The sequence below is a fragment of the Rhodococcus ruber genome, from assembly GCF_016804345.1.
GTDB lineage: Bacteria > Actinomycetota > Actinomycetes > Mycobacteriales > Mycobacteriaceae > Rhodococcus > Rhodococcus ruber.
The window spans coordinates 1,612,554-1,638,305 of the sequence record NZ_CP044211.1; the positions used below are offsets into that span (position 1 = coordinate 1,612,554).

30 protein-coding genes, 1 tRNA gene and 1 pseudogene are annotated in these 25,752 nt (G+C 71.3%); 19 read left to right on the plus strand and 13 right to left on the minus strand.

The features are described from left to right. The 3 genes from phnC to F1734_RS07600 are packed head-to-tail and all read left to right on the plus strand — an operon-like array spanning position 1 to position 3,424. A complete protein-coding gene (phnC, locus tag F1734_RS07590) occupies positions 1 to 837 on the plus strand; it encodes a phosphonate ABC transporter ATP-binding protein (protein WP_017679443.1) in 837 nt (278 codons plus the stop codon). After that, positions 834 to 2,435 (plus strand): phosphonate ABC transporter, permease protein PhnE, encoded by a 1,602-nt coding sequence (gene phnE, locus F1734_RS07595; protein WP_203011492.1) that lies wholly within the window; start codon positions 834 to 836, stop codon positions 2,433 to 2,435. The genes phnC and phnE overlap by 4 nt, the downstream gene beginning before the upstream one ends. Beyond that, positions 2,411 to 3,424, plus strand: a complete 1,014-nt coding sequence (locus F1734_RS07600) for a zinc-binding dehydrogenase (RefSeq protein ID WP_203011493.1) — start codon at positions 2,411 to 2,413, stop codon at positions 3,422 to 3,424. Before phnE ends, F1734_RS07600 begins: the two co-directional genes overlap by 25 nt. Positions 3,425 to 3,497: 73 nt before the next feature. On the opposite strand, the pseudogene F1734_RS07605 reads toward F1734_RS07600, so the two are convergent. From F1734_RS07605 to rpmB, 5 genes and pseudogenes are all read right to left on the minus strand, one after another. Beyond that, positions 3,498 to 4,353, minus strand: a pseudogene (locus tag F1734_RS07605) (DUF559 domain-containing protein). Between the two features lie 193 nt (positions 4,354 to 4,546). Further along, entirely contained in the window at positions 4,547 to 4,807 is a 261-nt protein-coding gene (gene rpsR / locus F1734_RS07610; protein WP_003937779.1) for a 30S ribosomal protein S18, read from the minus strand. 10 nt (positions 4,808 to 4,817) lie between these two features. Continuing rightward, the gene (gene rpsN, locus F1734_RS07615; protein WP_203011494.1) at positions 4,818 to 5,123 is read right to left on the minus strand and encodes a 30S ribosomal protein S14; all 306 of its coding nucleotides are present in this window, start codon (positions 5,121 to 5,123) and stop codon (positions 4,818 to 4,820) included. Between the two features lie 3 nt (positions 5,124 to 5,126). Next, complete coding sequence (rpmG, locus tag F1734_RS07620) at positions 5,127 to 5,291, minus strand: 50S ribosomal protein L33 (RefSeq protein ID WP_003937781.1); 165 nt, start codon at positions 5,289 to 5,291, stop codon at positions 5,127 to 5,129. Further along, on the minus strand, positions 5,291 to 5,527 hold the full coding sequence (gene rpmB / locus F1734_RS07625) for a 50S ribosomal protein L28 (RefSeq protein WP_017679448.1): 237 nt from the start codon (positions 5,525 to 5,527) through the stop codon (positions 5,291 to 5,293). Before rpmB ends, rpmG begins: the two co-directional genes overlap by 1 nt. A 117-nt stretch (positions 5,528 to 5,644) precedes the next feature. On the opposite strand from rpmB, the gene mrf reads away from it, so the two are divergent. The 9 genes from mrf to F1734_RS07670 all read left to right on the plus strand — a co-directional run bounded on the left by mrf (position 5,645) and on the right by F1734_RS07670 (position 13,705). Then, a complete protein-coding gene (gene mrf / locus F1734_RS07630; RefSeq protein WP_040274427.1) occupies positions 5,645 to 6,859 on the plus strand; it encodes a ribosome hibernation factor-recruiting GTPase MRF in 1,215 nt (404 codons plus the stop codon). After that, complete coding sequence (locus tag F1734_RS07635; RefSeq protein ID WP_203011495.1) at positions 6,856 to 7,110, plus strand: type B 50S ribosomal protein L31; 255 nt, start codon at positions 6,856 to 6,858, stop codon at positions 7,108 to 7,110. Before mrf ends, F1734_RS07635 begins: the two co-directional genes overlap by 4 nt. 24 nt (positions 7,111 to 7,134) lie before the next feature. Beyond that, positions 7,135 to 7,308 carry a 50S ribosomal protein L32 gene (gene rpmF, locus F1734_RS07640; RefSeq protein ID WP_040274431.1) on the plus strand — a complete coding sequence of 58 codons (174 nt, stop codon included), beginning with the start codon at positions 7,135 to 7,137 and terminating at the stop codon, positions 7,306 to 7,308. A gap of 97 nt (positions 7,309 to 7,405) precedes the next feature. Then, on the plus strand, positions 7,406 to 8,092 hold the full coding sequence (locus F1734_RS07645) for a response regulator transcription factor (protein WP_017679452.1): 687 nt from the start codon (positions 7,406 to 7,408) through the stop codon (positions 8,090 to 8,092). Between the two features lie 38 nt (positions 8,093 to 8,130). Beyond that, entirely contained in the window at positions 8,131 to 9,519 is a 1,389-nt protein-coding gene (locus F1734_RS07650; protein ID WP_238424164.1) for a HAMP domain-containing sensor histidine kinase, read from the plus strand. Positions 9,520 to 9,621: 102 nt separating this feature from the next. Beyond that, entirely contained in the window at positions 9,622 to 10,869 is a 1,248-nt protein-coding gene (locus tag F1734_RS07655; protein ID WP_203011497.1) for a S1C family serine protease, read from the plus strand. Positions 10,870 to 10,943: 74 nt separating this feature from the next. After that, positions 10,944 to 11,441, plus strand: coding sequence for a MogA/MoaB family molybdenum cofactor biosynthesis protein (locus F1734_RS07660; protein WP_026137469.1), 498 nt, complete (start codon positions 10,944 to 10,946; stop codon positions 11,439 to 11,441). 784 nt (positions 11,442 to 12,225) lie between these two features. Further along, positions 12,226 to 13,014: an MspA family porin gene (locus F1734_RS07665; RefSeq protein ID WP_140188362.1), complete on the plus strand. Its 789-nt coding sequence runs from the start codon at positions 12,226 to 12,228 to the stop codon at positions 13,012 to 13,014. 52 nt (positions 13,015 to 13,066) lie between these two features. After that, on the plus strand, positions 13,067 to 13,705 hold the full coding sequence (locus F1734_RS07670) for an MspA family porin (protein WP_010593010.1): 639 nt from the start codon (positions 13,067 to 13,069) through the stop codon (positions 13,703 to 13,705). Positions 13,706 to 13,796: 91 nt separating this feature from the next. Here F1734_RS07670 and mscL read toward each other — a convergent pair whose 3' ends face one another. From mscL to F1734_RS07690, 4 genes are all read right to left on the minus strand, one after another. After that, positions 13,797 to 14,228: a large-conductance mechanosensitive channel protein MscL gene (gene mscL, locus F1734_RS07675; RefSeq protein WP_140188363.1), complete on the minus strand. Its 432-nt coding sequence runs from the start codon at positions 14,226 to 14,228 to the stop codon at positions 13,797 to 13,799. 97 nt (positions 14,229 to 14,325) lie between these two features. Continuing rightward, positions 14,326 to 15,015, minus strand: coding sequence for an SAF domain-containing protein (locus tag F1734_RS07680; RefSeq protein WP_140188364.1), 690 nt, complete (start codon positions 15,013 to 15,015; stop codon positions 14,326 to 14,328). A gap of 97 nt (positions 15,016 to 15,112) precedes the next feature. Beyond that, positions 15,113 to 15,409, minus strand: coding sequence for an FmdB family zinc ribbon protein (locus tag F1734_RS07685; RefSeq protein WP_010593008.1), 297 nt, complete (start codon positions 15,407 to 15,409; stop codon positions 15,113 to 15,115). 69 nt (positions 15,410 to 15,478) lie between these two features. Continuing rightward, positions 15,479 to 16,075, minus strand: a complete 597-nt coding sequence (locus F1734_RS07690; RefSeq protein ID WP_140188365.1) for a 5-formyltetrahydrofolate cyclo-ligase — start codon at positions 16,073 to 16,075, stop codon at positions 15,479 to 15,481. A gap of 61 nt (positions 16,076 to 16,136) precedes the next feature. Between F1734_RS07690 and F1734_RS07695 the strand changes: the two genes are divergently transcribed. From F1734_RS07695 to sepX, 4 genes are all read left to right on the plus strand, one after another. Further along, entirely contained in the window at positions 16,137 to 17,048 is a 912-nt protein-coding gene (locus F1734_RS07695; protein WP_003937797.1) for a UTP--glucose-1-phosphate uridylyltransferase, read from the plus strand. A 32-nt stretch (positions 17,049 to 17,080) separates the two neighbouring features. Beyond that, entirely contained in the window at positions 17,081 to 18,340 is a 1,260-nt protein-coding gene (gene glp, locus F1734_RS07700) for a molybdotransferase-like divisome protein Glp (RefSeq protein ID WP_010593006.1), read from the plus strand. Continuing rightward, positions 18,340 to 18,975: a GNAT family N-acetyltransferase gene (locus F1734_RS07705; RefSeq protein ID WP_140188366.1), complete on the plus strand. Its 636-nt coding sequence runs from the start codon at positions 18,340 to 18,342 to the stop codon at positions 18,973 to 18,975. Before glp ends, F1734_RS07705 begins: the two co-directional genes overlap by 1 nt. Before the next feature lie 225 nt (positions 18,976 to 19,200). Further along, a complete protein-coding gene (gene sepX / locus F1734_RS07710; protein WP_010593004.1) occupies positions 19,201 to 20,049 on the plus strand; it encodes a divisome protein SepX/GlpR in 849 nt (282 codons plus the stop codon). A gap of 22 nt (positions 20,050 to 20,071) precedes the next feature. On the opposite strand, the gene F1734_RS07715 is transcribed toward sepX, so the two are convergent. Both F1734_RS07715 and F1734_RS26415 read right to left on the minus strand, forming a co-directional pair. Then, entirely contained in the window at positions 20,072 to 20,863 is a 792-nt protein-coding gene (locus F1734_RS07715; RefSeq protein ID WP_017679461.1) for a class I SAM-dependent methyltransferase, read from the minus strand. Then, positions 20,860 to 22,509 (minus strand): LuxR family transcriptional regulator, encoded by a 1,650-nt coding sequence (locus tag F1734_RS26415; RefSeq protein WP_274382445.1) that lies wholly within the window; start codon positions 22,507 to 22,509, stop codon positions 20,860 to 20,862. The genes F1734_RS07715 and F1734_RS26415 overlap by 4 nt, the downstream gene beginning before the upstream one ends. 99 nt (positions 22,510 to 22,608) lie before the next feature. Between F1734_RS26415 and F1734_RS07725 the strand changes: the two genes are divergently transcribed. From F1734_RS07725 to F1734_RS07735, 3 genes are all read left to right on the plus strand, one after another. Continuing rightward, positions 22,609 to 22,684: transfer RNA gene (locus tag F1734_RS07725), tRNA-Ala, on the plus strand. 110 nt (positions 22,685 to 22,794) lie between these two features. Further along, positions 22,795 to 22,938 (plus strand): hypothetical protein, encoded by a 144-nt coding sequence (locus F1734_RS07730; RefSeq protein ID WP_155621893.1) that lies wholly within the window; start codon positions 22,795 to 22,797, stop codon positions 22,936 to 22,938. A 112-nt stretch (positions 22,939 to 23,050) separates the two neighbouring features. After that, complete coding sequence (locus tag F1734_RS07735) at positions 23,051 to 23,911, plus strand: SDR family oxidoreductase (protein ID WP_040274443.1); 861 nt, start codon at positions 23,051 to 23,053, stop codon at positions 23,909 to 23,911. A gap of 3 nt (positions 23,912 to 23,914) precedes the next feature. Here the strand turns inward: F1734_RS07735 and F1734_RS07740 are convergent, their stop codons facing one another. Then, complete coding sequence (locus F1734_RS07740) at positions 23,915 to 24,577, minus strand: ABC transporter ATP-binding protein (protein WP_010593000.1); 663 nt, start codon at positions 24,575 to 24,577, stop codon at positions 23,915 to 23,917. Positions 24,578 to 24,612: 35 nt separating this feature from the next. Further along, the gene (locus F1734_RS07745; RefSeq protein ID WP_010592999.1) at positions 24,613 to 25,683 is read right to left on the minus strand and encodes an ABC transporter permease; all 1,071 of its coding nucleotides are present in this window, start codon (positions 25,681 to 25,683) and stop codon (positions 24,613 to 24,615) included. Between the last annotated feature and the right edge of the window lie 69 nt (positions 25,684 to 25,752).

The window sequence follows — 25,752 nt, forward strand, 5'->3', positions numbered from 1 at the left end:
TTGAACAGCGATCACACCGTCGTGGGCGACGACGCCCCGACCGTCGCGGGCGACGACGTCGTCGTCTCCGCCCGTCGCGTCACGAAGAAGTTCGGCGGTACCGTGGCTCTCGACGGTGTCGACCTCGCCGTGCACCGCAGCGAACTCGTCGTGCTGCTGGGCCTGTCCGGCTCCGGCAAGTCGACGCTGCTGCGCTGCCTCAACGGCCTGCACAGCGTCACCGACGGGGCCGTGGAGGTGGCCGGCACCCGCGTCGATCTGGCGTCGCGCGCCGAGCTGCGCAACCTGCGCCGGGACGTGGGGTTCGTCTTCCAGCACTTCAACCTAGTCGGCCGGCTCAGCTGCCTCGAGAACGTCCTCGTCGGCGGACTCGGACGGCTGCGCGTTCCCCGCTACGGCGCCGCGACGTACCCGAGGCGGATGCGCACCGAGGCCCTCGCCCATCTCGACCGCGTCGGGTTGGCCGACCTCGCGGACCGCCGCGCCGACACCCTCTCCGGTGGGCAGCAGCAGCGAGTCGCGATCGCGCGGACGCTGATGCAGCGCCCCACCGTCCTGCTCGCCGACGAACCGGTCGCGTCCCTCGACCCCGAGAACGCCGGGGTGGTGATGGACCTGCTCTTCCGGGTGTGCATGGAGGACACGCTCACCGTCGTGTGCACCCTGCACCAGGTGGACCTTGCGCTGGGCTGGGCCCATCGGATCGTCGGCCTGCGCGGCGGGCGGAAGGTGCTCGACCGGCCCGCCGTGGAACTGAGCCGGGCCGACGCCATGGACATCTATCGACGGGTCGACCCGGCCGCCCAGCCGGCCTCGGCGCCGACGGGACCGTCGTGAGCACCGCCCTCGCGCCCGCGCCGCCCGACCGCGTCGGGCGGCACCTGCCGGGGTCGGCCGTCCGCCGCCGGCGTCTGCTGGGGACGTGCGGGGCTGTCGCGTTCCTCGCCGTCCTGGCCTCCGCCCGCTACATCGACTTCGCCCCCGCGGCGCTGCTCGACGGGCTCGACGACGTCGCCGGCCTGCTCGGCCGCATGCTGCCCCCAACCCTCGACGATCCGGGCCGGATCTGGAAGCTCGCCCTCGACACCCTGCTGATGGCGGTGCTCGGCACGGTGCTCGCGACCGTCGCGTCGGTGCCGCTGGCCTTCCTGGCCGCCCGCAACACCACCCCGCACCCCGCCGTGTACACGGTGGCGCGCGCGGTGATCACCTTCTGCCGGGCGGTGCCGGACCTGCTGTTCGCGGTGCTGTTCGTCCGCGCCCTCGGGATCGGCGTCCTACCCGGCGTGCTCGCGCTCGCCCTGCACTCCATCGGCATGCTCGGCAAGCTGTTCGCCGACCCCGTCGAGCAGACCGAGCCCGGGCCCCGGGAGGCGGTCCGCAGCACGGGGGCCGGGTACGTCCGCGAGATGATCAATGCCGTGTTGCCCCAGGTGGTTCCCGCCTGGCTGGGGACGTTCGTCTACCGCATCGACATCAACCTGCGCACCTCCGTCGTGCTCGGATTCGTCGGCGCCGGCGGCATCGGGTTCGCGCTCCAGGACGCCCTGCGCGGTCTGGTGTATCCGCGGGCGCTGGGCATCGTGTGCGTGATCCTCGCGATCATCGCCGCGATGGAGGTGCTCGCGGTCCTCGTCCGGCGGACCCTGCTGGCACCCACCGATCCGGATCCGCGCCGCGAGAAGGCCGCGCGACTCATCTTCTCCGGCGCGGTCGCCGCCGCCACCGTCGGTGCGCTGATCAGCCTGCGTATCGACCCGCGCGCGCTGCTCACGTGGATCGGCCCCTCGCTCGAGGTGTTCACCCGTCTGCTCCCGCCGGACTTCACCGCGGTCGGCGGCAAGCTGGTCGACGCCGTGCTCCAAACCCTCGCGATCGGTGCGGTCGCCACGGCCGCCGGCATCGTGCTCTCGCTGCCGTTCGGGATACTCGCCGCCCGCAACGTGTCCCCGCATCCGGCCGTGTACTGGTCGGCGCGCTCGGTGATCCTGTTCGTCCGCGCGGTGCCCGAACTGATCCTCGCGGTGATCTTCGTCGCCGCGATCGGACTCGGCCCCGTCGCCGGGGCGTGCGCGCTCGCTCTCGGATCCGTGGGATTCCTCGGCAAGCTCGTGGCGGACGCCGTCGAGGAGATCGACCCCGGTCCCGTCGAGGCGGCGCGGGCCGTGGGCTGCGGTTGGTGGAAGACGTTGTTCGCGGCGGTGATTCCGCAGGCGGTGCCGTCCGTGATCGGCTCGAGCCTCTACCTGCTCGACGTCAACATCCGCACCTCGACGGTGCTCGGCATCGTCGGCGCCGGCGGAGTCGGCTTCCTGCTCTTCGAGGCGATCCGGACCCTGAACTTCGAGTTCGCCGGAGCGATCGTGCTCGTCGTGTTCGCCGTCGTCTACCTGATCGAAAGGGTGTCGGGATGGATCCGGTCGCTGGTGGTCTGACGCGCGCGGCCGTGTGGACGGGCACCGGCGTCGACGTGCGCGACGTGCCCGTCCCGCGCCTCAGTGACCGGGAACTGCTGGTACGGATCCGGCTCGCGACGGTGTGCGGCAGCGACCTGCACACCGTCGCCGGACGACGGGCCGGGCCCCAGCCGTCGGTGCTCGGACACGAGGCCGTCGGCGAGGTCGTCGCGGCCGGACCCGGTGCGGGGACCGTCGTCGGCACGCGGGTCGTGTGGACCGTCACGGCCTCGTGCGGTGCGTGCGACAGGTGCGGGTCCGGCCGGACCGCCAAGTGCCGGACCCTGCGCAAGGTGGGTCACGAACCTTTCGACGGCGCCTGGGGGTTGTCCGGCACCTACGCCCGGCACATCGTGCTGCCGGCCGGAGTGGGCGTGGTCCGGGTGCCGGACACGGTGCCGGACGTCGTCGCGGCCCCGGCGGCATGTGCGACGGCGACGGCGGTCGCCGCCGTCGAGGCGGCCGGTGACGTCGCCGGACGGCGGGTCCTGGTGTGCGGCGCGGGCATGCTCGGGGTCACTGCGACCGCGTTGTGCGCGGAGGCCGGCGCCGATGTGCGCGTCGCCGACCCGGACGCGGAGCGGGTCGCGGTCGCCGAGCGGTTCGGAGGCGTCGGCGACGAAGGCGGCTCCGTCGACGTCGCGCTCGACTTCTCGGGATCCGTCGTCGCGGTGGGGGAGTGCCTGCACCGGCTCGACGTCGGCGGCCGCCTCGTCCTGGCGGGATCCGTGACGCCCGGCCCATCGGTGCCCGTCGACCCCGAGGCCGTCGTGCGCGGGTGGCTCACCGTCACCGGAGTCCACAACTACGAGCCCGCCCACCTGCGTCGTGCCGTGGCCTTCCTGACCCGCACCGCGGGGACGTACCCGTGGGACGAGCTCGTCGCGGCACCGGTCCGGCTCGACGACGTCGCGCACGCCCTGCGTCGGCCCGCCGCGCCTGCCCTGCGGGCGTCCGTCGTCCCGTGAGGTCAAGTCCCGTGAGCGCGCACTTCTCGTGGCGACACGCCGGGCAGTGGCACGAGAAGTGCGCACTCGGCGGTCAGACCGGAGCGCCCGCCGATCGAAGTCGCGCCCGCACGCGTGCCACGATCGACGCGGGGCGCAGGCGAAGCTGCTCGGAGTTGACGCGGACGACGGACCAGCCCAGCGCCGCGAAGGCCTCGTATCGTTCGATGTCCTTGGTGCGCTGGCGCTCGTCCGTCCAGTGATGGATGCCGTCGTACTCGACGACGGTGCGCCATTGCTTCCAGCCCAGGTCGGCCCAGCCCAGAATGCGTCCGTCCACCCCTACGACCGGGACCTGGGTGCTGGGGCGGGGGAGGCCGCCGCGCACGAGAAGCAGCCGCACCCGCGTTTCCGGAAGCGACTCGGCTCCTGGGTCCACCAGCGCCAGGGCCTCCCGCAACCGCTGCACGCCACGGGCGCCGCTGTGCCGATCGGCCAGTTCGGCGACACACGCAGGATCGGAGCGAGTGGCACGACACAGTGCGTCGAGCTGTTCGACCGCGGCATCCAGGGCGAGGCGACGGCCGAGGTCGAACGCGGTGCGAGCCGGTGACGTCACTCGCATGTCTGCCAACTCGCACACCTCGTCGTCGGGGAGCGTCCCGGCGTGCACGACGACCCCTGCGGCTACCGCGCCGGATCAGCTCCGCGGGCGCGGTCGCATCGATCCACCGGCTGCCGAACAGGGCCGCAGCCGAGTAGCCGGCCAGCACTCCGTCGCCCCCCGCCCAGTGCCATGCCGCTCGCGCGCGGCTGCACGGTGCGACGGCCGCGTCCCGGTGGATGTACACATTCCGATGGACGCGCCGGAATCGCCGGAGCTGATGCGGCGTCAGAATGCCCGCCTGGACGGCGTGCGTCCCCAGGAACGGTTCGTCGAATTCCCCCATGATCGCCGAGAATGCCCGGTGGCCGTACCGGAGGGAACCGCGGTCACGGGGTCCTGTGGACAACTCGCGCGAGTGTGCACTTCTCGTGGCGACACGCCGGGCAGTGGCACGAGAACTGCGCACTCGACGGTCCACGAATGCGGCGAGGGCCGCGCGGGCACGTGCCCGCGCGGCCCTCGCCGCGAGTGGAGCTCTACTTGCTGGTGGTGGTGAAGGGCAGCAGGGCCATCTCGCGGGCGTTCTTCACCGCGGTGGCCACCTGACGCTGCTGCTGCGGGGTCAGGCCGGTCACGCGACGGCTGCGGATCTTGCCGCGATCGGAGATGAACGTGCGGAGCAGGTTCACGTCCTTGTAGTCGACGTACTCGATCTTCGCCGCGAACAGCGGGTTCTTCTTGGGCTTGCGGCCTTCCACGGCACGCGACTTCTTCGACGGGCCCCTCTTGACTGCCATGACTCGCTCCTCACCAGCTCGACTTGTGGACGCCGGGCAGCTCGCCGCGGTGCGCGAGCTCCCTCACGCGCACGCGTGAGAGCCCGAACTTCCGCAGGTGGCCGCGCGGACGTCCATCCGCAGCGTCTCGATTGCGCAATCGTACCGGACTGGCGTCGCGCGGCAGACGCTGCAGGGCGGTCTGTGCGGCGCGGCGCTGCGCGTCGGTGCTCGACGGTCGCCGCACGATCTCCTTCAGCTCCGCGCGACGTTCGGCGTAGCGGGCGACGACGAGCGCCCGCTGCTCGTTGCGTGCGATCTTCGACTTCTTGGCCATGACCTACTTCTCCTCGCGGAAGTCGATGTGGCGGCGCAGCACGGGATCGTACTTGCGCAGGACGAGCCGGTCGGGATCGTTGCGCCGGTTCTTGCGGGTGACGTACGTGTAGCCGGTGCCGCCGGTGGAGCGGAGCTTGACGATGGGCCGGATCTCGTTGCGGGCCATCAGAGCTTCACTCCCCGGGCGCGGAGACGGGCGACGACGGCCTCGATGCCGTCGCGGTCGACGGTCTTGATGCCCTTCGCGGAGAGCGTCAGGGTGACGCGGCGTCCCTCGGACGGCAGGTAGTAGGTCTTGCGCTGGATGTTCGGGTCCCAGCGCCGGTTGGTGCGGACGTGGGAATGGGAGACGGATTTCCCGAAGCCGGGCTTGCGTCCGGTCACCTGGCAGTGCGCCGACACGGCGGGCTCCCTTCTGTCGGCGCCCCGTGGGCGTAACGACAATCGTTTTCGACAAATGGCCCGAGCGACTGTACGCTCTCGGCGAGCTAATGACAATCGTTATCGAAAGGGGCTCCGGTGGACACCAGAACGCCGCTGATCGTCGTCTCCGGCCGGCGCGGACCCACCGAACGGACCGCGCGGGCCCTGCTGCGTCCGGGGACCGTCGTGGTGCATCACGACCTCGTCCACGTCGGTGAGGGCGTCGTGCGCCGCACCCTCACCACCGAGCACGATCACCGCCTCGACGTGCTCGAACTGGCCCACGGCTGCGTCTCCTGCACCCTCCGCGAGGATCTGCTCCCGCTGCTGCGCCGCCTGCATGCCCGCAGCAACGTCGACCGCATCGTCCTGCTGCTCGACCCGCTGCTCGAACCCGAGGCGTTGTGCTGGGCCGTCGAGCACGTCGTCGTCTCCGGCATCGTCGGGCAGATCGACGGACCCGCCGCCCACGACGTGCGGATCGAGGCCACCGTCACCTGCATCGACGCCGCCACGTGGCTCGCCGACGCCACCGGCGACGAGGAACTCGACGACGACCGCACCGTCGCCCAGGTCGTCGTGGGCCAGGTCGAATTCGCCGACGCTCTCGTCGTCCGGCCCGGCGCCGACGGCTGGCACCAGGCGAAGCTGCATGCGGTGCTCGCCCGGCTCGCGCCCGACGCCCCCGTCGCGTGGGGTGAGGACGTCGACGTCGAACACCTGCTCCGGCAGATCCCCGCCGGGGCGCGGCGCGGGACGGTCTCCGACGCCCACTCGCCGCTGCTGCGCGGCCAGCCACCGCTCGGCGAGGATTGCGGCGTGCGGCTGCTCGAGTTCGGTGCCCGCCGGCCCTTCCACCCGCAGCGCCTGCACGAGGCGATCGACGTCCTCCTCGACGGCGTCGTCCGGGCTCGCGGGCGGGCCTGGGTCGCGACGCAACCGGACACCGCGCTGCTGATCGAGTCCGCCGGGGAAGGGCTGCGCGTCGCCCACGCCGGACCGTGGCTCGCCGCGATGACTCCCGAGCAGCAGCAACGAGTCTCCGGCGAACGGCGCGCCATGGCGGCGCTGCGCTGGGACGACACCTACGGAGACCGCGACACCTCGATGGTGATCCTCACCCACGACGCCGACCCCGACGAGATCCGTCGCGCCCTGGAGTGGGCGCTGCTCACCGACGAGGAGTTCGCCGACCCGGCGGCCTGGCCGACATGGGACGACCCGTTCGGCGACTACCACGAAGACCCGTGCGACGACCTCCCGGCACCCACAGCCGACGCCGCACCGACAGAAGGAGAAGGACGAGCATGAAGCCCGGCATCCACCCCGACTACCGCCCCGTGGTGTTCCAGGACGCGAACACCGGATCGACGTTCCTCACCCGCTCCACCGTCACCTCCGACCGCACGGTCGAATGGTCCGACGGCAACACCTACCCGCTGATCGTCGTGGACGCCACCAGCGAGTCCCACCCCTTCTGGACGGGAACTGCCCGGGTGCTCGACGCCGCGGGCCGCGTCGAGAAGTTCGAACGCAAGTACGGCAAGCGCCGCCGTCCCTGACCGACCCACCCGAGGAGAACCACGATGGCAGTACCCAAGCGCCGGATGTCCCGGTCCAACACCCGCAGCCGACGCTCGCAGTGGAACGCGCAGGCCCCGGCCCTGGTGCCGGTCACCGTCGCCGGTGTCACCCACCACGTGCCGCGACGGCTCGTCAAGGCCGTGCGGCTCGGAGTGATCGACCCCAACGAGGTGTGACGGCCGGCGAGGGGATCGCAACCCCCCGCGATTCCCTCGCCGGACACGCCGCCCTCCTCTCAGACACCTCTCAGCGGTCGGGTCCACACTGGAAGCCATGCGCATTCTGGTGGTCGACGACGACCGGGCGGTGCGGGAGTCCCTGCGCCGATCACTGAGCTTCAACGGATACAGCGTCGAGCTCGCCACGGACGGGCAGGACGCCCTCGAACACGTCGCGGCCGAACGGCCCGACGCGATGGTCCTCGACGTGATGATGCCGCGGGTCGACGGCCTCGAGGTGTGCCGCCGACTGCGCAGCACCGGCGACGACCTCCCCATCCTCGTGCTCACCGCCCGGGATTCCGTCTCCGAGCGCGTCGCGGGCCTGGACGCCGGCGCCGACGACTACCTGCCCAAGCCGTTCGCGCTCGAGGAACTGCTCGCCCGGCTGCGCGCGCTGCTCCGTCGCGCCTCACCCGACCCGGCCGAGTCGGAGGAGACGCTGCGGTTCGCGGACCTGACCCTGAACCCGTCCACCCGTGAGGTCACCCGCGGTGCCCGCTCGATCAGTCTCACCCGCACCGAGTTCGCCCTCATGGAAATGCTCATGGCGAACCCCCGCCGCGTCCTGAGCCGCAGCCGGATCCTCGAGGAGGTGTGGGGCTACGACTTTCCCACCTCGGGCAACGCCCTCGAGGTCTACGTGGGGTACCTGCGCCGCAAGACCGAGGCCGAGGGTGAGCCGCGCCTGATCCACACGGTGCGCGGCGTCGGCTACGTCCTGCGGGAAACCCCGCCGTGACCCGACTCGAAGGCGCCGACCCGGATTCCGGGCGCCCGATGCGGCCCCCGCTGCTGCTGACCCGGTCGGTGCCGCTGCGCCGTCGTGTCACGCTGCTGGCGGCCGGCGCCGTGGCGATCGCCGTCGCGGTCACCTCGATCGCGGCGTATGCGGTGGTCGCGCGCGCTCTCTACGCCGACGTCGACAAGCAGTTGCGGGCGCGCGCCGCCGCGCTCGTCGAGAGCAGCACCCTCATCACCTACGACCCCCGCTACATCGGTGGCGCCCAGCTCTACAGCTCCGACATCAGCGTGGCGCTCGTCTATCCCGACCTGGGGCAGTACGTGCCACCCGGATCCTCCGTCCCGATCGGCAGCGCCGAGTTCGCCGTCGCGAAGGGCGAACGGGAGTCGTCGCTGCGCACCGTCGGTCATCAGCGGGTGCTCGCGCAGCGCATCCCCGACGGCAGCACCATCGTCATCTCGCAGCGACTGCAGCCCACCGCGGACATCCTGAAACGGCTCGCGAGCGTGCTGTTCGTTGTCGGCGGGTGCGGGGTGGTGCTCGCCGCGGCCGCCGGTGCGACGGTCGGACGCACCGGTCTGCGCCCCGTCGCGCGGCTCACCGCGGCGGCCGAGCGGGTCGCCCGCACCGACGACCTGCGGCCGATCCGCGTGACCGGGCACGACGAGCTGGCCCGCCTCACCGAGAGCTTCAACACGATGCTGCGCGCGCTCGCCGAGTCGCGGGAGCGGCAGAGCCGGCTCGTCGCCGATGCCGGCCACGAGCTGCGCACCCCGCTGACGTCGTTGCGCACGAACATGGAACTGCTCATCGCGGCGAGCCGGCCGGACGCCCCGAGCCTGCCCGAGGAGGACATGGCGGAACTGCGCGCCGACGTCGTGGCGCAGATAGAGGAGCTGTCCACCCTGGTGGGGGACCTCGTCGACCTCGCCCGCGAGGACGCACCCGAGACGGTGTTCGAGCCGGTCGACATCTCCGACGTCGTCGAGCGCAGCCTCGAACGGGCCCGGCGGCGCCGCTCCGACCTCGACTTCACGGCCCACACGGAACCGTGGTTCGTCTACGGCGACCAGGCCGCGCTGTCGCGGGCGGTGCTCAACGTCCTCGACAACGCCGCCAAATGGAGTCCCGCCGACGCCGAGGTGCTCGTGTCGATGCGCCAGCTCGGGCCCGGCCTGATGGAACTGACCGTCGACGACGCCGGCCCCGGCATCCCGGAGGAGGACCGCGAGCTGGTGTTCGAGCGGTTCTACCGTTCGACCGCGTCGCGGTCGATGCCCGGATCCGGCCTGGGCCTCGCGATCGTGCGGCAGGTCGTGATGAAGCACGGCGGCACCATCGCGGTCGACGCCTCGTCGCGCGGGGGCGCCCTCGTCCGGATCGTGCTGCCCGGCGCGCCGCACCTCGAACACCCGGCGGATTGACAGGAAAATCGGCGTCGGGTCTAAGCGGACTCTCAGCCGCCGCGGGCATGCTGGAAGCCGACGAGCCACCGACCCGGCGGCCGTGTACACGAAAGCGATGAGATGAGCGAGGACCCCACCCAGGGTGGCGGCCACCGAGAGCCCCACCAGCCGATACCGCCCCAGCCGAATCCCTACCAAGCCCCCTCCGGTCCGGGGTACGGGCACACCGCGCCGTTCGGCGCCCCGCCCCAGCCCGCGCCGGGACCCCAGGGCGCACCGCGGTCCGCGCGGGGCCTGCTCGCCCTCGGCGCCGTCGCGCTGGCACTGGTCAGCGGCGGCATCGGCGGCGCGGTCGGCGCGTGGACCACGCAACAGTCGACCGGCGGTGCGTCCGTCACCAATGCTCTCGACGCGCCGAGGCCGTCCACGACGACGGTCGCCGCCGCGCCCGCGGGGTCGGTGCAGGCCGTCGCGCAGAAGGTCGTGCCGAGCGTCGTGCGCATCGAGGTGGTCGGCCGCACGGCACAGGGCGAGGGCTCGGGGGTGATCCTGTCCTCCGACGGCCTGATCCTCACCAACAACCACGTCGTCGCCGGCGGCGGCGCCGGCGCGCAGCTCACCGCATACTTCTCCGACGGAAGTTCCGCTCCGGCGACCGTCGTGGGGACCGATCCGATCTCCGACATCGCCGTGATCCGGGCCGAGGGCCGCACCGACCTCACGCCGATCGAGCTCGGCGATTCCGCCGCCGTGCAGGTGGGCCAGCAGGTCGTCGCGGTCGGCTCACCGCTCGGGCTCGAGAGCACGGTGACCACGGGGATCGTCTCGGCCCTCGACCGGCCGGTGTCGACCAGCGGGGAGACCGGGAACCAGAACACCGTCATCGACGCGCTGCAGACCGACGCCGCGATCAACCCCGGCAACTCCGGTGGCGCGCTCGTGGACATGGACGGCCGGCTGATCGGCGTCAACACGGCCATTGCCACCGCCGGTGGACAGTCCGGATCCATCGGCCTCGGGTTCGCCATCCCGGTCGATCAGGCCCGTCGCATCGCTGACCAGCTCGTCGAGACCGGGAAGGCCACCCACGCCATCATCGGCGTGCAGGTGCCGTCGCAGAGCGACGTGCGCGGCGCACGGGTCATGGAGGTCACCGCGGGCGGCCCGGCGGAGCGGGCCGGAATTCCGAGCGGCGTGATCATCACCAAGGTGGACGACCGGCTCGTCACGGACGGAGACTCCCTGATCGCGGCCGTGCGTTCCTACGCGCCCGGTGACACCGTCCGCATCACCTACACCGATGCCCAGGGTGGCGGCGAGAAGACCGTCGAGGTGCAGCTCGCAGAGGCCGAGGCGGGTGGCCGATGAGAGCAGAATCGACCGTCGGATTCATTCTCGGACATACAGCTCGTTCGACGGACAGGGGAACTACGGTGGGCATCATGGAATTCGAAACCCCCAGGACCGGACGAGCCCTCGTGGTGATCGTGGACGACCGGGTAGCGCACGGCGACAACCCGGACTCCGCCGGACCGCTGGTGACCGAACTGCTCGCCGAGGCGGGGTTCGCCGTCGACGGTGTCGTCACCGTGTCGGCCGACGAGGTGGAGATCCGCAACGCCCTCAACACCGCCGTCATCGGCGGCGTGGACCTGGTGATCTCCGTCGGTGGGACCGGGGTGTCGCCGCGCGACGTGACGCCTGACGCCACGTCCGATGTGCTCGACCGGGAGCTCCAGGGGATCGGGGAGGCGTTGCGCTCGTCCGGTTTCTCCGCCGGCGCGATGGATGCCGGGCTGTCCCGCGGTCTGGTCGGCCTGTCCGGGTCCACGTTGGTCGCCAATCTGGCTTCGTCGCGCGCCGCGATCCGCGACGGCATGGCCACGCTGCTGCCGCTCGCCTCGCACGTGATCGAGGAACTGTCGCGAGTGGAGGGATAGCCATCACAGGCACGGACGAGAGTGCTGCCGGTGCGTCGCCGGACGACGCACCGCAGCGCGGCGACGCCGGCCGGGCCCGGATCGACCGGGCCCGGCTCCGCCGCGTCTTCGGTGACGTGCTCCCCGAGACGACTCGCGACGAGCGCTCGCCGGGCGACGAGTCGTCCGACTCGGACGAGTGGCTGCGACGGCAGGTCCCGCCCCACCACGGCAGTGTGTGATCTACCCCACTTAAAGTTGTTTCCCGAGGGGCGGTCGTTCATTTCTCGGCCGACCGTTCGAAATCTCTTCGTAACCCTTCCGCTCGGCGTTTCACCTTGATCATCGGCACCCTTTCAGGTGAGGTCGATCACCGTCGCACCGGGCGGATGCACCGCATCACACCCCGGTTTGCGGGTGTCACCTGTGGGTATGCACGAATGCGGATAAGCCGAACCTAAGATTTGACATCGCGCGGCCTCTGTGTGCCGCCGTGGGTGCTGGTCACCCGTTGTTTCACTGGGCCGAAACATTTCCGTCCCGGCGGGGCTCTGCGCGCCGACGTAGCCGTTGCTGGGGTTCGAGGTCACGGTCTAGTCTCTGTCGTGGTTCGCTGAGGTCAAGATCAACGGCACACGTCGCGGTCTTCATCACGAATCGGAAACGCAACCGTGCGGATGACGCACACGTCGCACCGGCGGGCGGGTGCCCGCCGGTGTTCATGGTGTGGCATGCCTCGCGGGCGACAGGGCAGTTGTCGGACGCGTGTGCGTGACCCGGCACGCAGAGAATGGATGAGGCATTCATGAAGATGCAGACGCGACGCGGTGTGAAGGCCGCCCGCAACGTCACGGTGGCCGCCGCCGCCGTGTTCGGCCTGGTTCTGGGATCGACCGGGACCGCCGGCGCTGTGGTCGACGACCAGAACCGGATCGTGTCGGACGGTCACGAGGTCATCGTGACCCAGGAGGACACCTTCATCCAGGGTGTCCCCCCGATCGGCGGCAGCCCGCTCAGCCGTGAGTGGTTCCATAACGGCCGCGGCATCGCCAACATCGTCGGCCCCGACGCCGCGGACTTCGAGGGCTCGACCTTCCAGTTCGGCTACCAGTTCGCGTGGTCGGGCAGCCTGGACGGCTCGATCGGCATCGCGTGGTCCAGCCCGCAGGCCGAGCTCGAGGTCGCAGCTTCGCCCGGCAAGGTGTACGTACCTGTTACGGAACCGGACCCGAACAACCCGGACCAGACTCGCCCGGTCCTGATCGATGATCCGAACTCGGACAATCCGGAAGACAAGATCCCGGCGTACACGATTGATCCGGATGCCAGCGCCGTAGACGTCGAGAACACCCTCACCGTCGACAGCATCCTGCCCCAGTTCACCGCCGGCATCGAGCTGACCCCGGCTCCGGGCATCGAGGAGCTCGTCGTCGCCGAGGGCGAGTTCGACGGTGACTACAAGCACGTGCAGTTCGCCAACGTGCACGGCGCCGCCACCGGCGTCCTCGGCGCGGTCTCGGTCCGCCCCTTCGTCCGCGTGATCACCGCGAACGGCGACAACGTCACCACCTACGGCAAGGTCTGGACGATCTAGTCCTGCTCCGCCCCACCCTGCAGTAATCCCCACCAAGAAATACGGAGAAATCATGGGAATCAAGTCGCGTGGCTTCAAGGCCGCACGTAACGCCGCGGTGTCCGGTGCCGCCGTCCTGGGCCTGGTCCTCGGTGCGACCGGCTCCGCGCAGGCTGCGGTCGACGATCAGAACCGGATCGTCTCGGACGGCCTCGAGGTCGTCGTGACCCAGGAGGACACCTTCATCCACGGCGTGCCGGCCCTGGGTGGCAGCCCCTTCAACCGCGAGTGGTTCCACAACGGCCGCGGCACCGCGAACCTGATCGGTGAGGATGCTGCCGACGCCGAGGGCACCACGTTCCAGTTCGGCTACCAGTTCGCGTGGGCCGGCAGCATCGACGGCGCCATCGGCGTCACCTACTCCACTCCGCAGCTGGAGCTCGAGCTCTCGGCTGCGGACGGTGCCACCGCCACCGTGACCGACATCCTCCCGCAGGCCTACGCCGAGCTCGAGCTGACCCCGGCTCCGGGCATCGAGGAGCTCGTCGTCGCCGAGGGCGAGTTCGACGGTGATTTCAAGACCGTCCAGTTCTCCAACGTCCACGGCACCGCCTCCGGCGTCATCGGCGCCGTCCAGGTCCGTCCGTTCGTCCGCGCCATCACCGCGAACGGCGACAACGTGACCACCTACGGCAAGCCCTGGACCGTCTGACGCGACGTTCCGGCCGCAGGCTGAAACAGGTTGGGCCCGCTCGGAATTCCGAGCGGGCCCAACCTGTTTCGTTGTCCGGCGCAGTGCGTGCCTATCGCTCCTGCTCTTCGAGGCTCGGCTTGGCGTGCGCACCGCTCTGACCGCTCTGCGCCTCGAGGATGTCGCGGATCTGGATGAGCAGGTCCTCGGCACTCGCCTTGGTGTCGTCCTTCTCGGTGGCGAACCGCTTCTTGGCGGCGTTCGCCGGGACGATCAGCACGAAGTAGACGACGGCCGCAATGATGATGAAGTTGATGATCGCCGATACCACGGCGCCGAAGTTGAGGAACGTCTCGGGGTTGTCGGGCAGGACCTGGACGCCCCAGCCCATCTCGTTGTCCCCACCGATCGCCGCGATGAGCGGTTCGATGATGTAGCTGGTGAAGGCGGTGACGATGGCCGTGAACGCGGTGCCGACGACGACCGCGACGGCGAGGTCGAGTACGTTTCCGCGGAGCAGGAAATCCTTGAAGCCCTTCAGCATGGTGCGTCTCCTAGGCAGGTGTTGTCGTCGTGCTCGCAGTCGCACCATAAACCAGCCGGTATGACGTTCAACCCGAAATGCGGGGACGTCGTCCGGCTCAGTGCAAGGTCACCGTCAGTGCGCTGACGAGGGAGGCCGCTGCCACGGCTGTGGCGGGCTCGGGCGGCAGCGCGAGCAGCACCACCTTCTCTCCGCGAATGTTCGTCTCCTCCGTTCCCTGAGCCAGCACGACCGTCGCCCCCGTTGCCAGCACCCGTACCTCCGGTGCCGACGGAGCAGAGGCGTCGGCGACGGTGAGGACGTCGACGAGGTCGCCCTCGCGGAGCAGATCCCCGACGCCGGGGTCGGCCAATCGGACGGGCACTACCCGAGCCGCACTGTCGCCGGTCGTGGCCGCCGCGAGCCGCGGCCCGAGCATCCGCACCCCGACGAGGACTTCGCCGGAGGGCACCGGGCCGGCCAGGGTGTGGCCGAGGGCCTCGGCGGGGTCGGTGAGGGCCCCGGACGGGAGTTGGGAGGCGTCGCGTTCGATGACGATGACGTCGTCGACGGTGAGGGTCTGCCCGGGGCGCAGGTCGCGCGCGGCGACGACCGTGCGGGTCCGGTCGTCCGACGCGCCGCCGGTGACGGCGGAGACCGCCGCGACACCGACGAGACCGGCCGCGATCGCGCGGCGCACGGCGACGGTGCGCGCCCAGCCGGGCCGAGTCAGCGCCGTGAGCCGGTCGGTCAGCGTGGGGTCGAGCGGATTGCGCAGGTGCGGGAACGAGAACGGGCCGGCGGGCATGGCCCGAACCCTAGGGGTCGGGTCGTACCCGCCGGCCCGTCGAAGCGCCGATCAGGGGCGGACTGTGGATGAATCGTCCGCTTGTGGATGAACGGTGTCAGCTCGCGGCTGCGGCCGGTGCCGAGGTGCTCGAGGACGAGCTGCTCGACGACGAGGTGCTCGACGATGCGGCCGGCGACGAGTCGGACTTGGCCGGCTCGCTGGCGGTGCTGCTTCCGCTGCGGGAATCGGTGCGGTAGAAACCACTGCCCTTGAAGACGATGCCGACCGAATTGAACAGCTTGCGCAGCTTGCCCGAGCACTCGTTGCATTCCGTCAGGGCGTCGTCGGTGAACGACTGCACGATGTCGAATCGGTTGTCGCAGGACGTACAGGCATAGGAGTAAGTGGGCACCGGTGGATCCTCCGCGAGTTGGTTGGCGACCGCAGCATTAGCACTCTACAGCCGACAGTGCCAACATCGCTACCTGGGTTCTCTATTCCCCGACCCGTTCAGCGGCACCAGGCCGCGGCCGGGCGTCAGGGCCCAGCCCATCCGGATGTCGTGGGGATCCTCCGGCAGCTCCGGTACGAGTTCCTCGTCCCGGACCACTGCCACGAGGACGGCGTCGGCGGCCGCGAGATGCAGCGTCCGGTCGTAGAAGCCGGCTCCGCGACCGAGCCGGACGCCGCGTTCGTCCACTGCGAGCGCCGGCACCAGCACGGTGTGCGCGCGGCGCACCTCTTCCGGCCCCAGGGCCGGTCCGGTGGGCTCGAGCAGGCCGTACCCGGCGGGGGCGAGTGCGCCGGCCCCGGTGTACTGCGCCCAGTCCAGGGTGCTGTCCGCACGGGTGAGCGGCAGCAGCACCCGGTTTCCGGCCTCGCAGAGAGCATCGAGCAGGGACAACGCGCCGGGCTCGGACCCCACCGGCACGTAGGCGCATACCGTCGCCCGGGTGGGGGCCAGGGATCGTGCCGCCGCGGCGAGGGCGGCGTCCTCACCGCGGCGCTCCTCGTCGTCACGGGCCCGTCGCGCAGCAACGATTCGGGCCCGCCATTGTGACTTGGAGAGTGCGCTCATATCCGTCACCTTAGGATCTGACCTATCTACCGGGTGGTAGCCGAAAGTTAGGGTGGGATCTATGACGAACAATGCGACCGGTGCAGCGGGCCATTTCCGCACGGCAGTGGTTCCCGCGGCCGGCCTCGGTACGCGCTTTCTGCCGGCGACCAAAACCGTGCCGAAGGAACTCCTCCCGGTGGTGGACACGCCGGGAATCGAGCTCGTGGCGGGGGAGGCCGCGGACTCGGGTGCCGAGCGACTGGTGATCGTGACGGCGCCGGGCAAGGACGGCGTCGTCGCCCATTTCGTCGAGGACCTGGTTCTCGAGTCGAAGCTGAAGGAGAGCGGCAAGTACCACCTGCTCGAGAAGGTCCGCAAGGCGCCGGGGCTGCTCGAAGTGGAGTCGGTGGTGCAGGAGCAGCCGCTCGGACTCGGGCACGCCGTCGCGTGCGCCGAGGCCGCCCTCGATCCCGACGAGGACTCCGTCGCCGTCCTCCTGCCGGACGACCTCGTGTTGCCGCGCGGAGTCCTCGAGACCATGCAGCGGGTGCGGGCCAAGCGCGGCGGCACGGTGCTGTGCGCGATCGACGTGCCCAAGGACCAGGTGAGCGCCTACGGTGTCTTCGACGTCGAAGAGGTGCCCGACGCCGTGAACCCGGACGTGCTGAAGGTCGTGGGCATGGTCGAGAAGCCGGCGCCCGAGAATGCGCCGTCCACGTTCGCCGCCGCCGGGCGCTATCTGCTCGATCGGGCGATCTTCGACGCGCTGCGCCGGATCACTCCCGGTGCGGGCGGTGAACTGCAGCTCACCGACGCAATCGCCCTGCTCATCGAGGAGGGTCACCCCGTGCACGTGGTGGTCCATCGGGGCACTCGACACGACCTCGGAAATCCCGGCGGCTATCTGCGCGCTGCGGTTGACTCTGCGTTGAACAGCGAGGAGTACGGCCCCTCCCTGCGGGAGTGGCTCGTCGAGCGCCTGAAGCACTGACGGCGCGACAGGTCGGGAGGACGAGAAGCGGTATGCGGTCGGTCGAGGATCAACAGGCCAGGGTCACGGCGGCAGCGGTGGCGCCCCGGCCGGTCCGGGTCGCCATCTCCGAGGCGCAGGGCCTGCTCTGTGCGGAGGAGGTCGTCACCGAGCGGCCCCTGCCCGGCTTCGATCAGGCCGCGATCGACGGCTACGCGGTGCGCAGCGTCGACGTCCAGGGTGCGGGCACCGATGCGATCGGCGACGACGGCGAACCGATCGAGTTGACGCTGCCCGTGGTGGGCGAGGTCTCGGCCGGGTCGCGTCAGCCGATCCGGCTGCAGCCGCGGCAGGCGGTGCGGGTGGACACCGGGGCGCCGCTGCCGACCCTCGCCGACGCCGTCCTTCCGCTCGACCGCACCGACGGTGGCCGCGCGCGTATCAAGGTCCTGCGTCCCGTCCGGTCGGGTGAGTACGTCCGCCGGGCGGGCGACGACGTCCAGCCCGGCGATGTCGCGGTCCGGGCCGGCACGATCATCGGCGCCGCCCAGGTCGGTCTGCTCGCGGCGGTCGGCCGCGACAAGGTGCTGGTCCATCCGCGTCCCCGGCTGTCGGTGATCTCCGTCGGCGGCGAGCTCGTGGACGTGGACCGCACCCCGGGTCCCGGCCAGGTGTACGACGTCAACTCGTACGCCCTGGCGGCGGCCGCCCGCGACGCAGGCGCGGACGTCAACCGCGTGGGGATCGCCAGCACCGACCCGAAGCGCCTGCGGGAGGTGGTCGAGGGCCAGCTGATCCGGTCCGAGATCGTCGTGGTCGCGGGAGCCGTCGGCGGTGGTGCGCTCGAGGAGGTGCGCGAGGCGCTGGCCGACCTCGGCAAGCTCGAGGTGGAGCGGGTGGCGATGCACCCCGGCTCGGTGCAGGGATTCGGCCAGCTCGGCCGCGACGAGGTGCCCACCTTCCTGCTCCCGGGGAATCCGGTCAGCGCGCTGGTCGTGTTCGAGGTGATGGTGCGGCCGCTGATCCGTATCGCGCTCGGGCGCCGGCAGCCGATGCGACGCGTCGTCACGGCCCGCACCGTCACGCCGATCACCTCGATCCCGGATCGCAAGGGATTCCTGCGGGGGCAGCTGATGCGCGACGAGGCGACGGGCGAGTACATGGTCCAGGCGCTCGGTGGTGCGGCGGGCGCGTCGTCGCACCTGCTGGCGACGCTGGCCGAGGCGAACTGTCTGGTGCTGATCGATCCGGAGGTGACCGAGGTGCGCACCGGCGATCCGGTGGACGTCGCCTTCCTCGGACAGCGCGGCTGATGAGCCGTCATCCGGGATGGCCGGCGGAGCTGGGTCCGCTGCGGGTTGCCGGTGGACTGGTCACGGTGCGGCCGATCCGGTTGCGCGACGCGGCGGCGTGGAGCCGGCTGCGGATCCGGGACCGGGCGCACCTCGAGCCGTGGGAGCCCACCGGGGACGTGCCCTGGGAGATGCGCCATCACATCACGGTGTGGCCCGGGCTGTACCGCAGCCTGCGGGCGGAGGCCCGCCGGGGTCACATGCTGCCGATGGCGATCGAGCTCGACGGGGAGTTCTGTGGACAGATCACCGTGGGCAACGTCGTGCGCGGTGCGCTGCGGTCGGCGTGGATCGGCTACTGGGTGGCCAAGCACGTCAACGGCCTGGGTGTGGCCACGGCCGCGGTGGCGCTCGGGTTGGACCACTGCTTCGGCCCGGCCGGGTTGCACCGGGTCGAGGCCACGGTGCGGCCGGAGAACGTCGCGAGCCGCGCGGTGCTGCGCAATGTGGGTTTCCGCGAGGAGGGCCTGCTGCGGCGCTACCTCGACGTCGACGGGCGCTTCCGCGACCATCTGCTGGTCGCCATGACGGTCGAGGAGGTACCCGGCAGCGTGTCCGACGTGCTGATCCGGGGCGGCCGGGCCGGCTGGGCCTGACGGCTGTAACGCAGATTACGTGTAGCGATGCGTAGTAATACCCACACGTGGGTATATGCGTGTGACTAGAGTGAAGAGAGTGTCACATGGTTCGCGTGACTCGTGTGACAGCTGTAGTCATCTGAGTCGGCGTTTCTGTCCTGGTGACGGCCTCGGGGCCGCTAACCTGACGGGGTCAGTGGCGTCGACGGACTGGTAGGCGACGACTGGGAGGAGGGCCGCCGAATGCCGAACTCGCTCCTGTGGATCGGGTTGGTCGCCGTGTGGTTGTTCGTTCTGGTGCCGATGCTGGTCACGAAGCGCCCCCGTATCCGTCAGACGACCGACGCCGCACTCGCAACCCGGGTTCTGCACCGAGGTGACGACGAGCCACTCGCCCCGCGCGGGCCGGCCGCAGGTCATCGCCGCGATCCCCACTGGCGTCCGAGTCGGGATTCCGCCCGTCCCACTGCCGGCGACGACTCCGGTCGCGTCCGCACGGTGGACGACCGCAGACACCGCCACCCAGCGGAGGACCGCATGGACACACAGCTCGACACCGACCACGACACCGACTTCGACGACCGTCCCGAACGTGCTCCCGCCCGGGAGTTCGTGCCTCAGCGCCGCGGACGCGGCGGATTCGATCCCCAGGCCGACGCCATGGCCCGCGCCGCGCGCTACGAGTTCCGGCAGCGCACCGTGCTCGGCCTGCTGTTCGCAGCGATCATGACCGCCGCCCTCGCCCTCGTCGTCTCGTCGGCGCTGTGGTGGCTGTGCGCGGTCGCGACGGCCGCCCTCGCGGGCTACCTCGTCTACCTTCGTCGTCAGGTGCGCGTCGAACAGGAGATCCGTCGTCGTCGCATGGCCCGCCTGAACCGCTCGCGCCTGGGCGTCGAGTCGCACAGCGACGACGAGTTACGTCTCGTCCCGGCGCGGCTGCGCCGTCCCGGCGCGGTCGTGCTCGAGGCCGACGACGAGGACCCGGTGTTCGAGCACCTGGACCGCTACGCGGACGACGAACCCGCCTACGAGGCGTACGAACCCCGCTACGACGCCGACGACTACCCGGTGCGCCGGGCATCCGGCGAGTAGCCGTCGGTCCGCTCGGGAGTATTCAGCGCCCGGTGACGATGTGTGCCACGAGAGGCGCCGACACCGAGCCGTCCGGGTCGGTGAACCGGGCCAGCACCGATCGGGCCTCCGAGGTGATCGCCTCGTACGTGCCGGCGTCGATCCGTTCGATCAACGGGCTGCCCTCGACCTCGGTCGCCACCATCGCATCCACGGACGGGAACCGCGCGCTTCCGGTGTGCGTGGTGAACCGATCGACGGTGAGTCCGGCGTCGCGGAACCATCCCCGCAGTTCGTCGCGGTCCCCACAACTCCAGTAGGTGCCCAGGAGAGACGCCGCGGGCGGACCGGCGTGCCGGACCGCGACGTCGACGAAGTCCCGGTAGGCCGGCTGCTCGTCCAACGCGGCCGGCACACACACGGCGACCACCTCCGTCGCCACGCGTCGCATCTCGCGCAGCGCCCGGGCACGATCGGGAAAGAACATCAGCGCCATCTGGCACAGCGCCGCATCGAACGAACCGTCCGCGAACGGCAGCGCGCCGGCGTCACCCCGGCGCCATTCGACGTCGGGACACATCCGGCGTGCCACCGCCAGCATGGCCTCGCTGACATCGACACCGACGACCCGGCCCGACGGCCCTACCCGGTCGGCGGCCACGCGCGCGACGATCCCGGTTCCGCATGCCACGTCCAGCACCCGTGTGCCCGTCGTGATCGCAGCCTGGTCCAGCAGCCGTGGCGCCCACTGCGCGAAGAGCGCGGGTACGAAGCGTGACTCGTACACCTCCGCGGCCGCCGGTGAAATCCCGAAGTTCTCGGTCGTGTTCGTCATGTCCCGAGGGTGGCGCCGCGCCCGGGTACGGCGCATCGGGCAGGTGACCCATCTTCCGGGTGGGCGGCGGCATACGCGGCGGCCTCCGAGCGGTTCCGCACGCCGAGCTTGCGGAGGATATGGCTCACGTGGTGCGCCACCGTCTTGCGGGAGACGAACAGCCGGCCGGCGATCTCCGGATTCGTCAGGCCCACCGCGAGCAGGTCCAGCACCTCGCGTTCGCGGGCGGTGAGGCCGCTGTCGAGGCCCGGGGCGGTGCGAGCGGTGGCGCGGATGCCGGGGCCGCGCACCCCGAGACGCCGCAACAGGGCCGCGGAGCGGTCCGCGGCGGCGACGGCTCCGAGTTCCCGGAAGATCGTCACCGCCGTTCGCCCCCGTGCGGCCGCGAGGGTGGGATCGTCGTTCATCGCCGATTCGGCCAGTTCGAGCAGGCAGCGGGCCGCCTCGAACGGCGCCGCGCGGTCCGCCCAGCGAGCAGCGGCCGTCTCGAAGGCATCGACTGCGGCCACCACGCGGCCCCGCGCCGCGGCGGTCAGCCCCGCCGCCTCCACCGCCTCGGGACCGTCGGGGTCGAGCGCCGCCGCGGTGGCCGTCGCCGCGTCCAGGTCGCCCGTGGCCGCCTGGGCCCGGGCGCACAGCAGGGACGTGGCGCCGCGACGTTCGAGCAGCCGCCGGGCGGTTGCGGGGTCACCGTCGGCGAGGGCGACCTCGGCGCGAGCGGTGTCCAACTCCGCGGTCGGGCGGGGGGATCGATCCAGCATCGCCCGGGCCTCGTCGAGCCGCCCCTGCCGGACCCGGAGCGTGGCGAGGGCCGCGACGGCGCGCGCGTGGACAGCGGGGCAGACCTTCTCGTCGAGCGTGAGCACCGCCGTCAGCAGACGGTCCGCCTCCGCCCAGCGGCCCGCGGTGAGCAGCAGTGCCCCGTAGAGGGTGCGGCACTCGACGTACAGGAAGGGGCACCCCCGGCGGGAGGTGAAGTCCTCGGCGACGCGGCACCACTCGCCGGCGCGACGGGTGTCGCCGGCGAGCGCACACGCGCCGAGCATGTCGCAGCAGACGAACACGACGGTGTCGAATCGGCGGTCCGCATCGCCCAGGGCGGCCGCCGCGGCCTCGTCCAGCAGCGCGAATCCGGGTTCCAGGTCGCCCCGGGCCACAGCCACGTGTCCGGACTGGGCGAGTGCCACCAGTTCGAGATCCCGGTCGCCGCATCGGCGTGCGGCGTCCAGGGCGCGCGCCACCCACGGCGCGGCCGCCGCGGCGTCCGGGAGCAGGCGGTGGGCGTGTGCCACCCACACCAGGGCGTGCAACGCGCCCGGTGCCCCCTCGGGCAGCAGTCGCTGCGCCCGGCGGACCCAACCGTGGGCCACCGACCGATTGCCGAAATCGGACGTGTAGCTGATGCTCAGCCACGCCGCGCAGCGAACCGCGCTCTCCCGGTCGCCGCTCCGGAGAGCCGTCGTGTAGGCCCTGCGACAGGCGGCGACGCTGTCGTCGAGGCGCCCGAGCCACCACGACGCCTCGCCGATGCCGAGCCACGCCGCCGGATCGTCGGTCGCGGCCGCCACCGACGTCAGGTCGGCCAGCGCGGCGGCCCACCGACCCTCCCGCAGGGCCTGGTCCCCACGTAGGCGCACTGCATCCACAGGTCGATTGTCCGCCGCCGTGACCTGTGCCGATACCTCAATTTCGTCTCCGGCGCGCACGTTTGCTACAGTTTGCGGGCGGTTCCGAACGGAACCCGCGGGGCTGTGGCGCAGTTGGTAGCGCGCTTCGTTCGCATCGAAGAGGTCAGGGGTTCGATTCCCCTCAGCTCCACCACCGAAGGGCGTCTCCCGGGCCGGGAGGCGCCTTTCGTCGTCGATGTCGTGCCGCCGATTGCGGGCCGAACAGCCGCGCGGTCGGGGAGACTGTGTGACATGGAACACAGGATGAGTGACGACGAGTTGCGGCGCGCTATTCGAGTGCTCCGCGAACGTGCCGACAGCGCCCGCAGCGAAGGCCGCGACGCCGACGCCGACGGCATCGAGGAGACGATCCGCAAGTACCAGGAGGAAATGGCCCAGCGCCTCTGACTCACCCCGCGGACGGGAGGACGAACGCTCCTTGCACCACGGCACCTGCGCGGCGCCGCGGCGGTCGACGTCGCGCTAAGGTGGCCCGCAGACGACGAGAGCGGGGGCGGGCATGGCGATCAAGGACCTGCGGGGCAGGAAGTTCCTCGTGACCGGAGCGGCCAGCGGTATCGGCCGGGCACTGGCCCTGGCCGCCGCCGCGGAGGGCGCCGAACTGGTGCTCACCGACCTCGCCGCCGACGGTCTCGACGACACGGTCCACACCGTGCGCGAACGTGGGGGCTCGGTGCTGCACGCCGCGGCGCTCGACGTCTCCGACTACGACGCCGTCACCGCCTTCGCCGCCGACGTCCACGAGCGCGCCGGGGCCCTCGACGTCGTCGCCAACGTCGCCGGAACGTCGGTGTGGGGCACGGTCGACGCGCTCGAGCACCGGCACTGGAAGCAGATGGTCGACGTCAACCTCATGGGGCCGATCCACGTCATCGAGAACTTCGTGCCGCCGATGATCGAGGCCGGCCGCGGTGGGCATCTCGTCAACGTCTCCTCCGCGGCGGGACTGCTGGCCCTGCCGTGGCACGCGGCGTACAGCGCGAGCAAGTTCGGTCTGCGCGGCGTGTCCGAGGTGCTGCGGTTCGACCTGCACCGGCATCGCATCGGGGTCTCGCTCGTCGTGCCCGGTGCGGTCCGCACCCCGCTGGTGAACTCCGTGCAGATCGTCGGCGTGGACCGCGACCATCCGGCCGCCCGCAAGCTCACCGCCCGGTTCGAGCGGCACGCCGCGTCGCCGGAGAAGGTCGCCGGGTGCATCCTCGCCGGGATCCGGAAGAACCGCTTCCTGGTGTACACGTCGTTCGACGTGCGTTTCGGCTACTGGTGGGCCCGCAAGTTCGCCCCGCCGTACAACGTGGTGATGCAACTGGCCAACAACTACTTCTCCCGCACCCTCGAGGCCGTCCGCACCCGCCGGTGACGCTCAGGCCGAGGTCTTGTCGAGGGCGAACTCGCGTAACCGCGTTCCCGCCCGCAGCGCTTCCCGATCGTGCGTGACCATCACGACGGCGACGTCGCGCTCGCGCGCCGTGCGTTCGAGCAGTTCGACGATCTCGCGGCTGCGGTCGGCGTCCAGCGCCGACGTCGGTTCGTCGACCAGCAGGACCGCAGGATCGTTGACGAGACTGCGGGCGATCGCGACCCGCTGCCGCTGCCCGCCGGAGAGCTGGTGGGGACGGCGGTCGGCCTGCTGCGTCAGCCCCACCGCCGCGAGCAGGTCGCGGGCGCGGGCCCGGTCGATCCGGCGCCCGCTCAGGTGCGCGACCAGCGCGAGCTGCTCCGTAGCGGTCAGCGAGGGCAGCAGGTTCGCCTGCTGGAACACGAAGCCGATCCGGTCCCGCCGCAGCCGGGTCCGCGTCGCCGCGTCGAGATCCGTGGTGTCCACGCCGTCGAGGACCACTCGGCCGGAATCGGGCACGGTGAGCAGTCCCGCGACGGCGAGCAGGCTCGACTTGCCGGATCCGGACGGGCCGGTGACGGCGACCGTCTCGCCGGCCTCGGCGTGGAAGTTCAGGCCGTCGAGGACGCGCAGGGTGGCGTCTCCGTCGGGATAGGTGAGGACGATGTCGGTGAGCCGCACGCTCATGGTGGTGCCTTTCTCGAACGGATCTCTCGAACAGCTCAGTGGGCCGCGGCGAGCGCGGTCAGCGGGTCGACGGAGCCGATGCGGGCGACGGCCGCCGCGGCACCGAGGAGGCCGATCCCGACCAGCGCGACGAACGGCAGGACGGTCGTGGCCGCGCTCAGCGTGAACGGAACGACGGTGGCGGCGGCCGCCCCGGCGGCGGTGGCGGCGACGGTGCCCAGCCCGGTTCCGAGCACGAGCACCACGGCGGCCTGTCCGAGGGCGTCGCGCAGCAGGTAGGAGGTGGAGGCACCGATCGCGCGCAGCACCGCGATGTCCCGGCTGCGCTGGACGGTCCACACCGTGAAGAACGCCCCCACGACGAGGGCGCCGACGACGAGCAGCATGGCCTGCATCAGCAGCAGCGACCCGCGTTCGGAGGTGTACGACCCGATGGTGTCCAGGGTCGCGGAGGTGTCGAGCACGCTCGTGCCGGTCGCGGTCGCGACCGTGGGCGCGTCGAACCCGGGTCCGGTCCGCAGCGCGATCACCGTCCCGTCGGCGCCGGCCGTCGCGGGCAGGTCGCGCCAGGTGCCGAGGTCGAGCCACACGACGGGCTGATGGCTGTAGTAGGAGTCCTCGACGAGGGCGGCGACGGTGACCTCCCGGCCGCCGACGGTCAGGATCGTGCCCGGCGACCAGCCGTTGTCTGCGGCGAGTTGCGCGTCGACGGCCGCCGTCGCCGGGCGCAGGCCTGCCGGTGCCGCGAAGGACCCGGGAGCGACCCCGAACAGGGCCGCCGCCACCTCGCGTCCGCCCGACCCGACGCGGCCGGGCGCGACCCCGAGCACGGCGGTGTCGGCCACACCGGGCTGCGCGGCGAGTGCGGCGCGTTGCGAGTCGGTGACGGTGGACTCGCCGAACGACACGTCGGACGGATCGGTGCCGCCGCCGTCGAGGGCGAAGTGCTCGGCGCCGATGCCGCGGATCGCGGCGATCGACTGGTTGCCCAGGCCCGCGGTGAGGCCGGAGAGCATGACGACGAGGAACGAAATCAGGACGAGCACCGCCGTCATGACGGCGAAGCGCCCCGTGGCGAAGCGCAGATCGCGCAGTGCGAGGAACATGAGTTCCACCGTGCCCGGCGCGACGGTGCCCGCGCATCGCTCGGCGGATGGGTTCGCGGATCAATCGAA

What these genes read in the sequence shown, in the direction of transcription:
- F1734_RS07600 (WP_203011493.1), top strand. Translation starts at nt 2,411, where the DNA reads ATGGATCCGGTCGCTGGTGGTCTGACGCGCGCGGCCGTGTGGACGGGC.
- rpsR (WP_003937779.1), bottom strand. Translation starts at nt 4,807, where the DNA reads ATGGCAGTCAAGAGGGGCCCGTCGAAGAAGTCGCGTGCCGTGGAAGGC.
- rpsN (WP_203011494.1), bottom strand. Translation starts at nt 5,123, where the DNA reads ATGGCCAAGAAGTCGAAGATCGCACGCAACGAGCAGCGGGCGCTCGTC.
- rpmG (WP_003937781.1), bottom strand. Translation starts at nt 5,291, where the DNA reads ATGGCCCGCAACGAGATCCGGCCCATCGTCAAGCTCCGCTCCACCGGC.
- F1734_RS07635 (WP_203011495.1), top strand. Translation starts at nt 6,856, where the DNA reads ATGAAGCCCGGCATCCACCCCGACTACCGCCCCGTGGTGTTCCAGGAC.
- rpmF (WP_040274431.1), top strand. Translation starts at nt 7,135, where the DNA reads ATGGCAGTACCCAAGCGCCGGATGTCCCGGTCCAACACCCGCAGCCGA.
- F1734_RS07645 (WP_017679452.1), top strand. Translation starts at nt 7,406, where the DNA reads ATGCGCATTCTGGTGGTCGACGACGACCGGGCGGTGCGGGAGTCCCTG.
- F1734_RS07650 (WP_238424164.1), top strand. Translation starts at nt 8,131, where the DNA reads ATGCGGCCCCCGCTGCTGCTGACCCGGTCGGTGCCGCTGCGCCGTCGT.
- F1734_RS07655 (WP_203011497.1), top strand. Translation starts at nt 9,622, where the DNA reads ATGAGCGAGGACCCCACCCAGGGTGGCGGCCACCGAGAGCCCCACCAG.
- F1734_RS07660 (WP_026137469.1), top strand. Translation starts at nt 10,944, where the DNA reads ATGGAATTCGAAACCCCCAGGACCGGACGAGCCCTCGTGGTGATCGTG.
- F1734_RS07665 (WP_140188362.1), top strand. Translation starts at nt 12,226, where the DNA reads ATGAAGATGCAGACGCGACGCGGTGTGAAGGCCGCCCGCAACGTCACG.
- F1734_RS07670 (WP_010593010.1), top strand. Translation starts at nt 13,067, where the DNA reads ATGGGAATCAAGTCGCGTGGCTTCAAGGCCGCACGTAACGCCGCGGTG.
- mscL (WP_140188363.1), bottom strand. Translation starts at nt 14,228, where the DNA reads ATGCTGAAGGGCTTCAAGGATTTCCTGCTCCGCGGAAACGTACTCGAC.
- F1734_RS07680 (WP_140188364.1), bottom strand. Translation starts at nt 15,015, where the DNA reads ATGCCCGCCGGCCCGTTCTCGTTCCCGCACCTGCGCAATCCGCTCGAC.
- F1734_RS07690 (WP_140188365.1), bottom strand. Translation starts at nt 16,075, where the DNA reads ATGAGCGCACTCTCCAAGTCACAATGGCGGGCCCGAATCGTTGCTGCG.
- F1734_RS07695 (WP_003937797.1), top strand. Translation starts at nt 16,137, where the DNA reads ATGACGAACAATGCGACCGGTGCAGCGGGCCATTTCCGCACGGCAGTG.
- glp (WP_010593006.1), top strand. Translation starts at nt 17,081, where the DNA reads ATGCGGTCGGTCGAGGATCAACAGGCCAGGGTCACGGCGGCAGCGGTG.
- F1734_RS07705 (WP_140188366.1), top strand. Translation starts at nt 18,340, where the DNA reads ATGAGCCGTCATCCGGGATGGCCGGCGGAGCTGGGTCCGCTGCGGGTT.
- sepX (WP_010593004.1), top strand. Translation starts at nt 19,201, where the DNA reads ATGCCGAACTCGCTCCTGTGGATCGGGTTGGTCGCCGTGTGGTTGTTC.
- F1734_RS07715 (WP_017679461.1), bottom strand. Translation starts at nt 20,863, where the DNA reads ATGACGAACACGACCGAGAACTTCGGGATTTCACCGGCGGCCGCGGAG.
- F1734_RS07730 (WP_155621893.1), top strand. Translation starts at nt 22,795, where the DNA reads ATGAGTGACGACGAGTTGCGGCGCGCTATTCGAGTGCTCCGCGAACGT.
- F1734_RS07735 (WP_040274443.1), top strand. Translation starts at nt 23,051, where the DNA reads ATGGCGATCAAGGACCTGCGGGGCAGGAAGTTCCTCGTGACCGGAGCG.
- F1734_RS07740 (WP_010593000.1), bottom strand. Translation starts at nt 24,577, where the DNA reads ATGAGCGTGCGGCTCACCGACATCGTCCTCACCTATCCCGACGGAGAC.
- F1734_RS07745 (WP_010592999.1), bottom strand. Translation starts at nt 25,683, where the DNA reads ATGTTCCTCGCACTGCGCGATCTGCGCTTCGCCACGGGGCGCTTCGCC.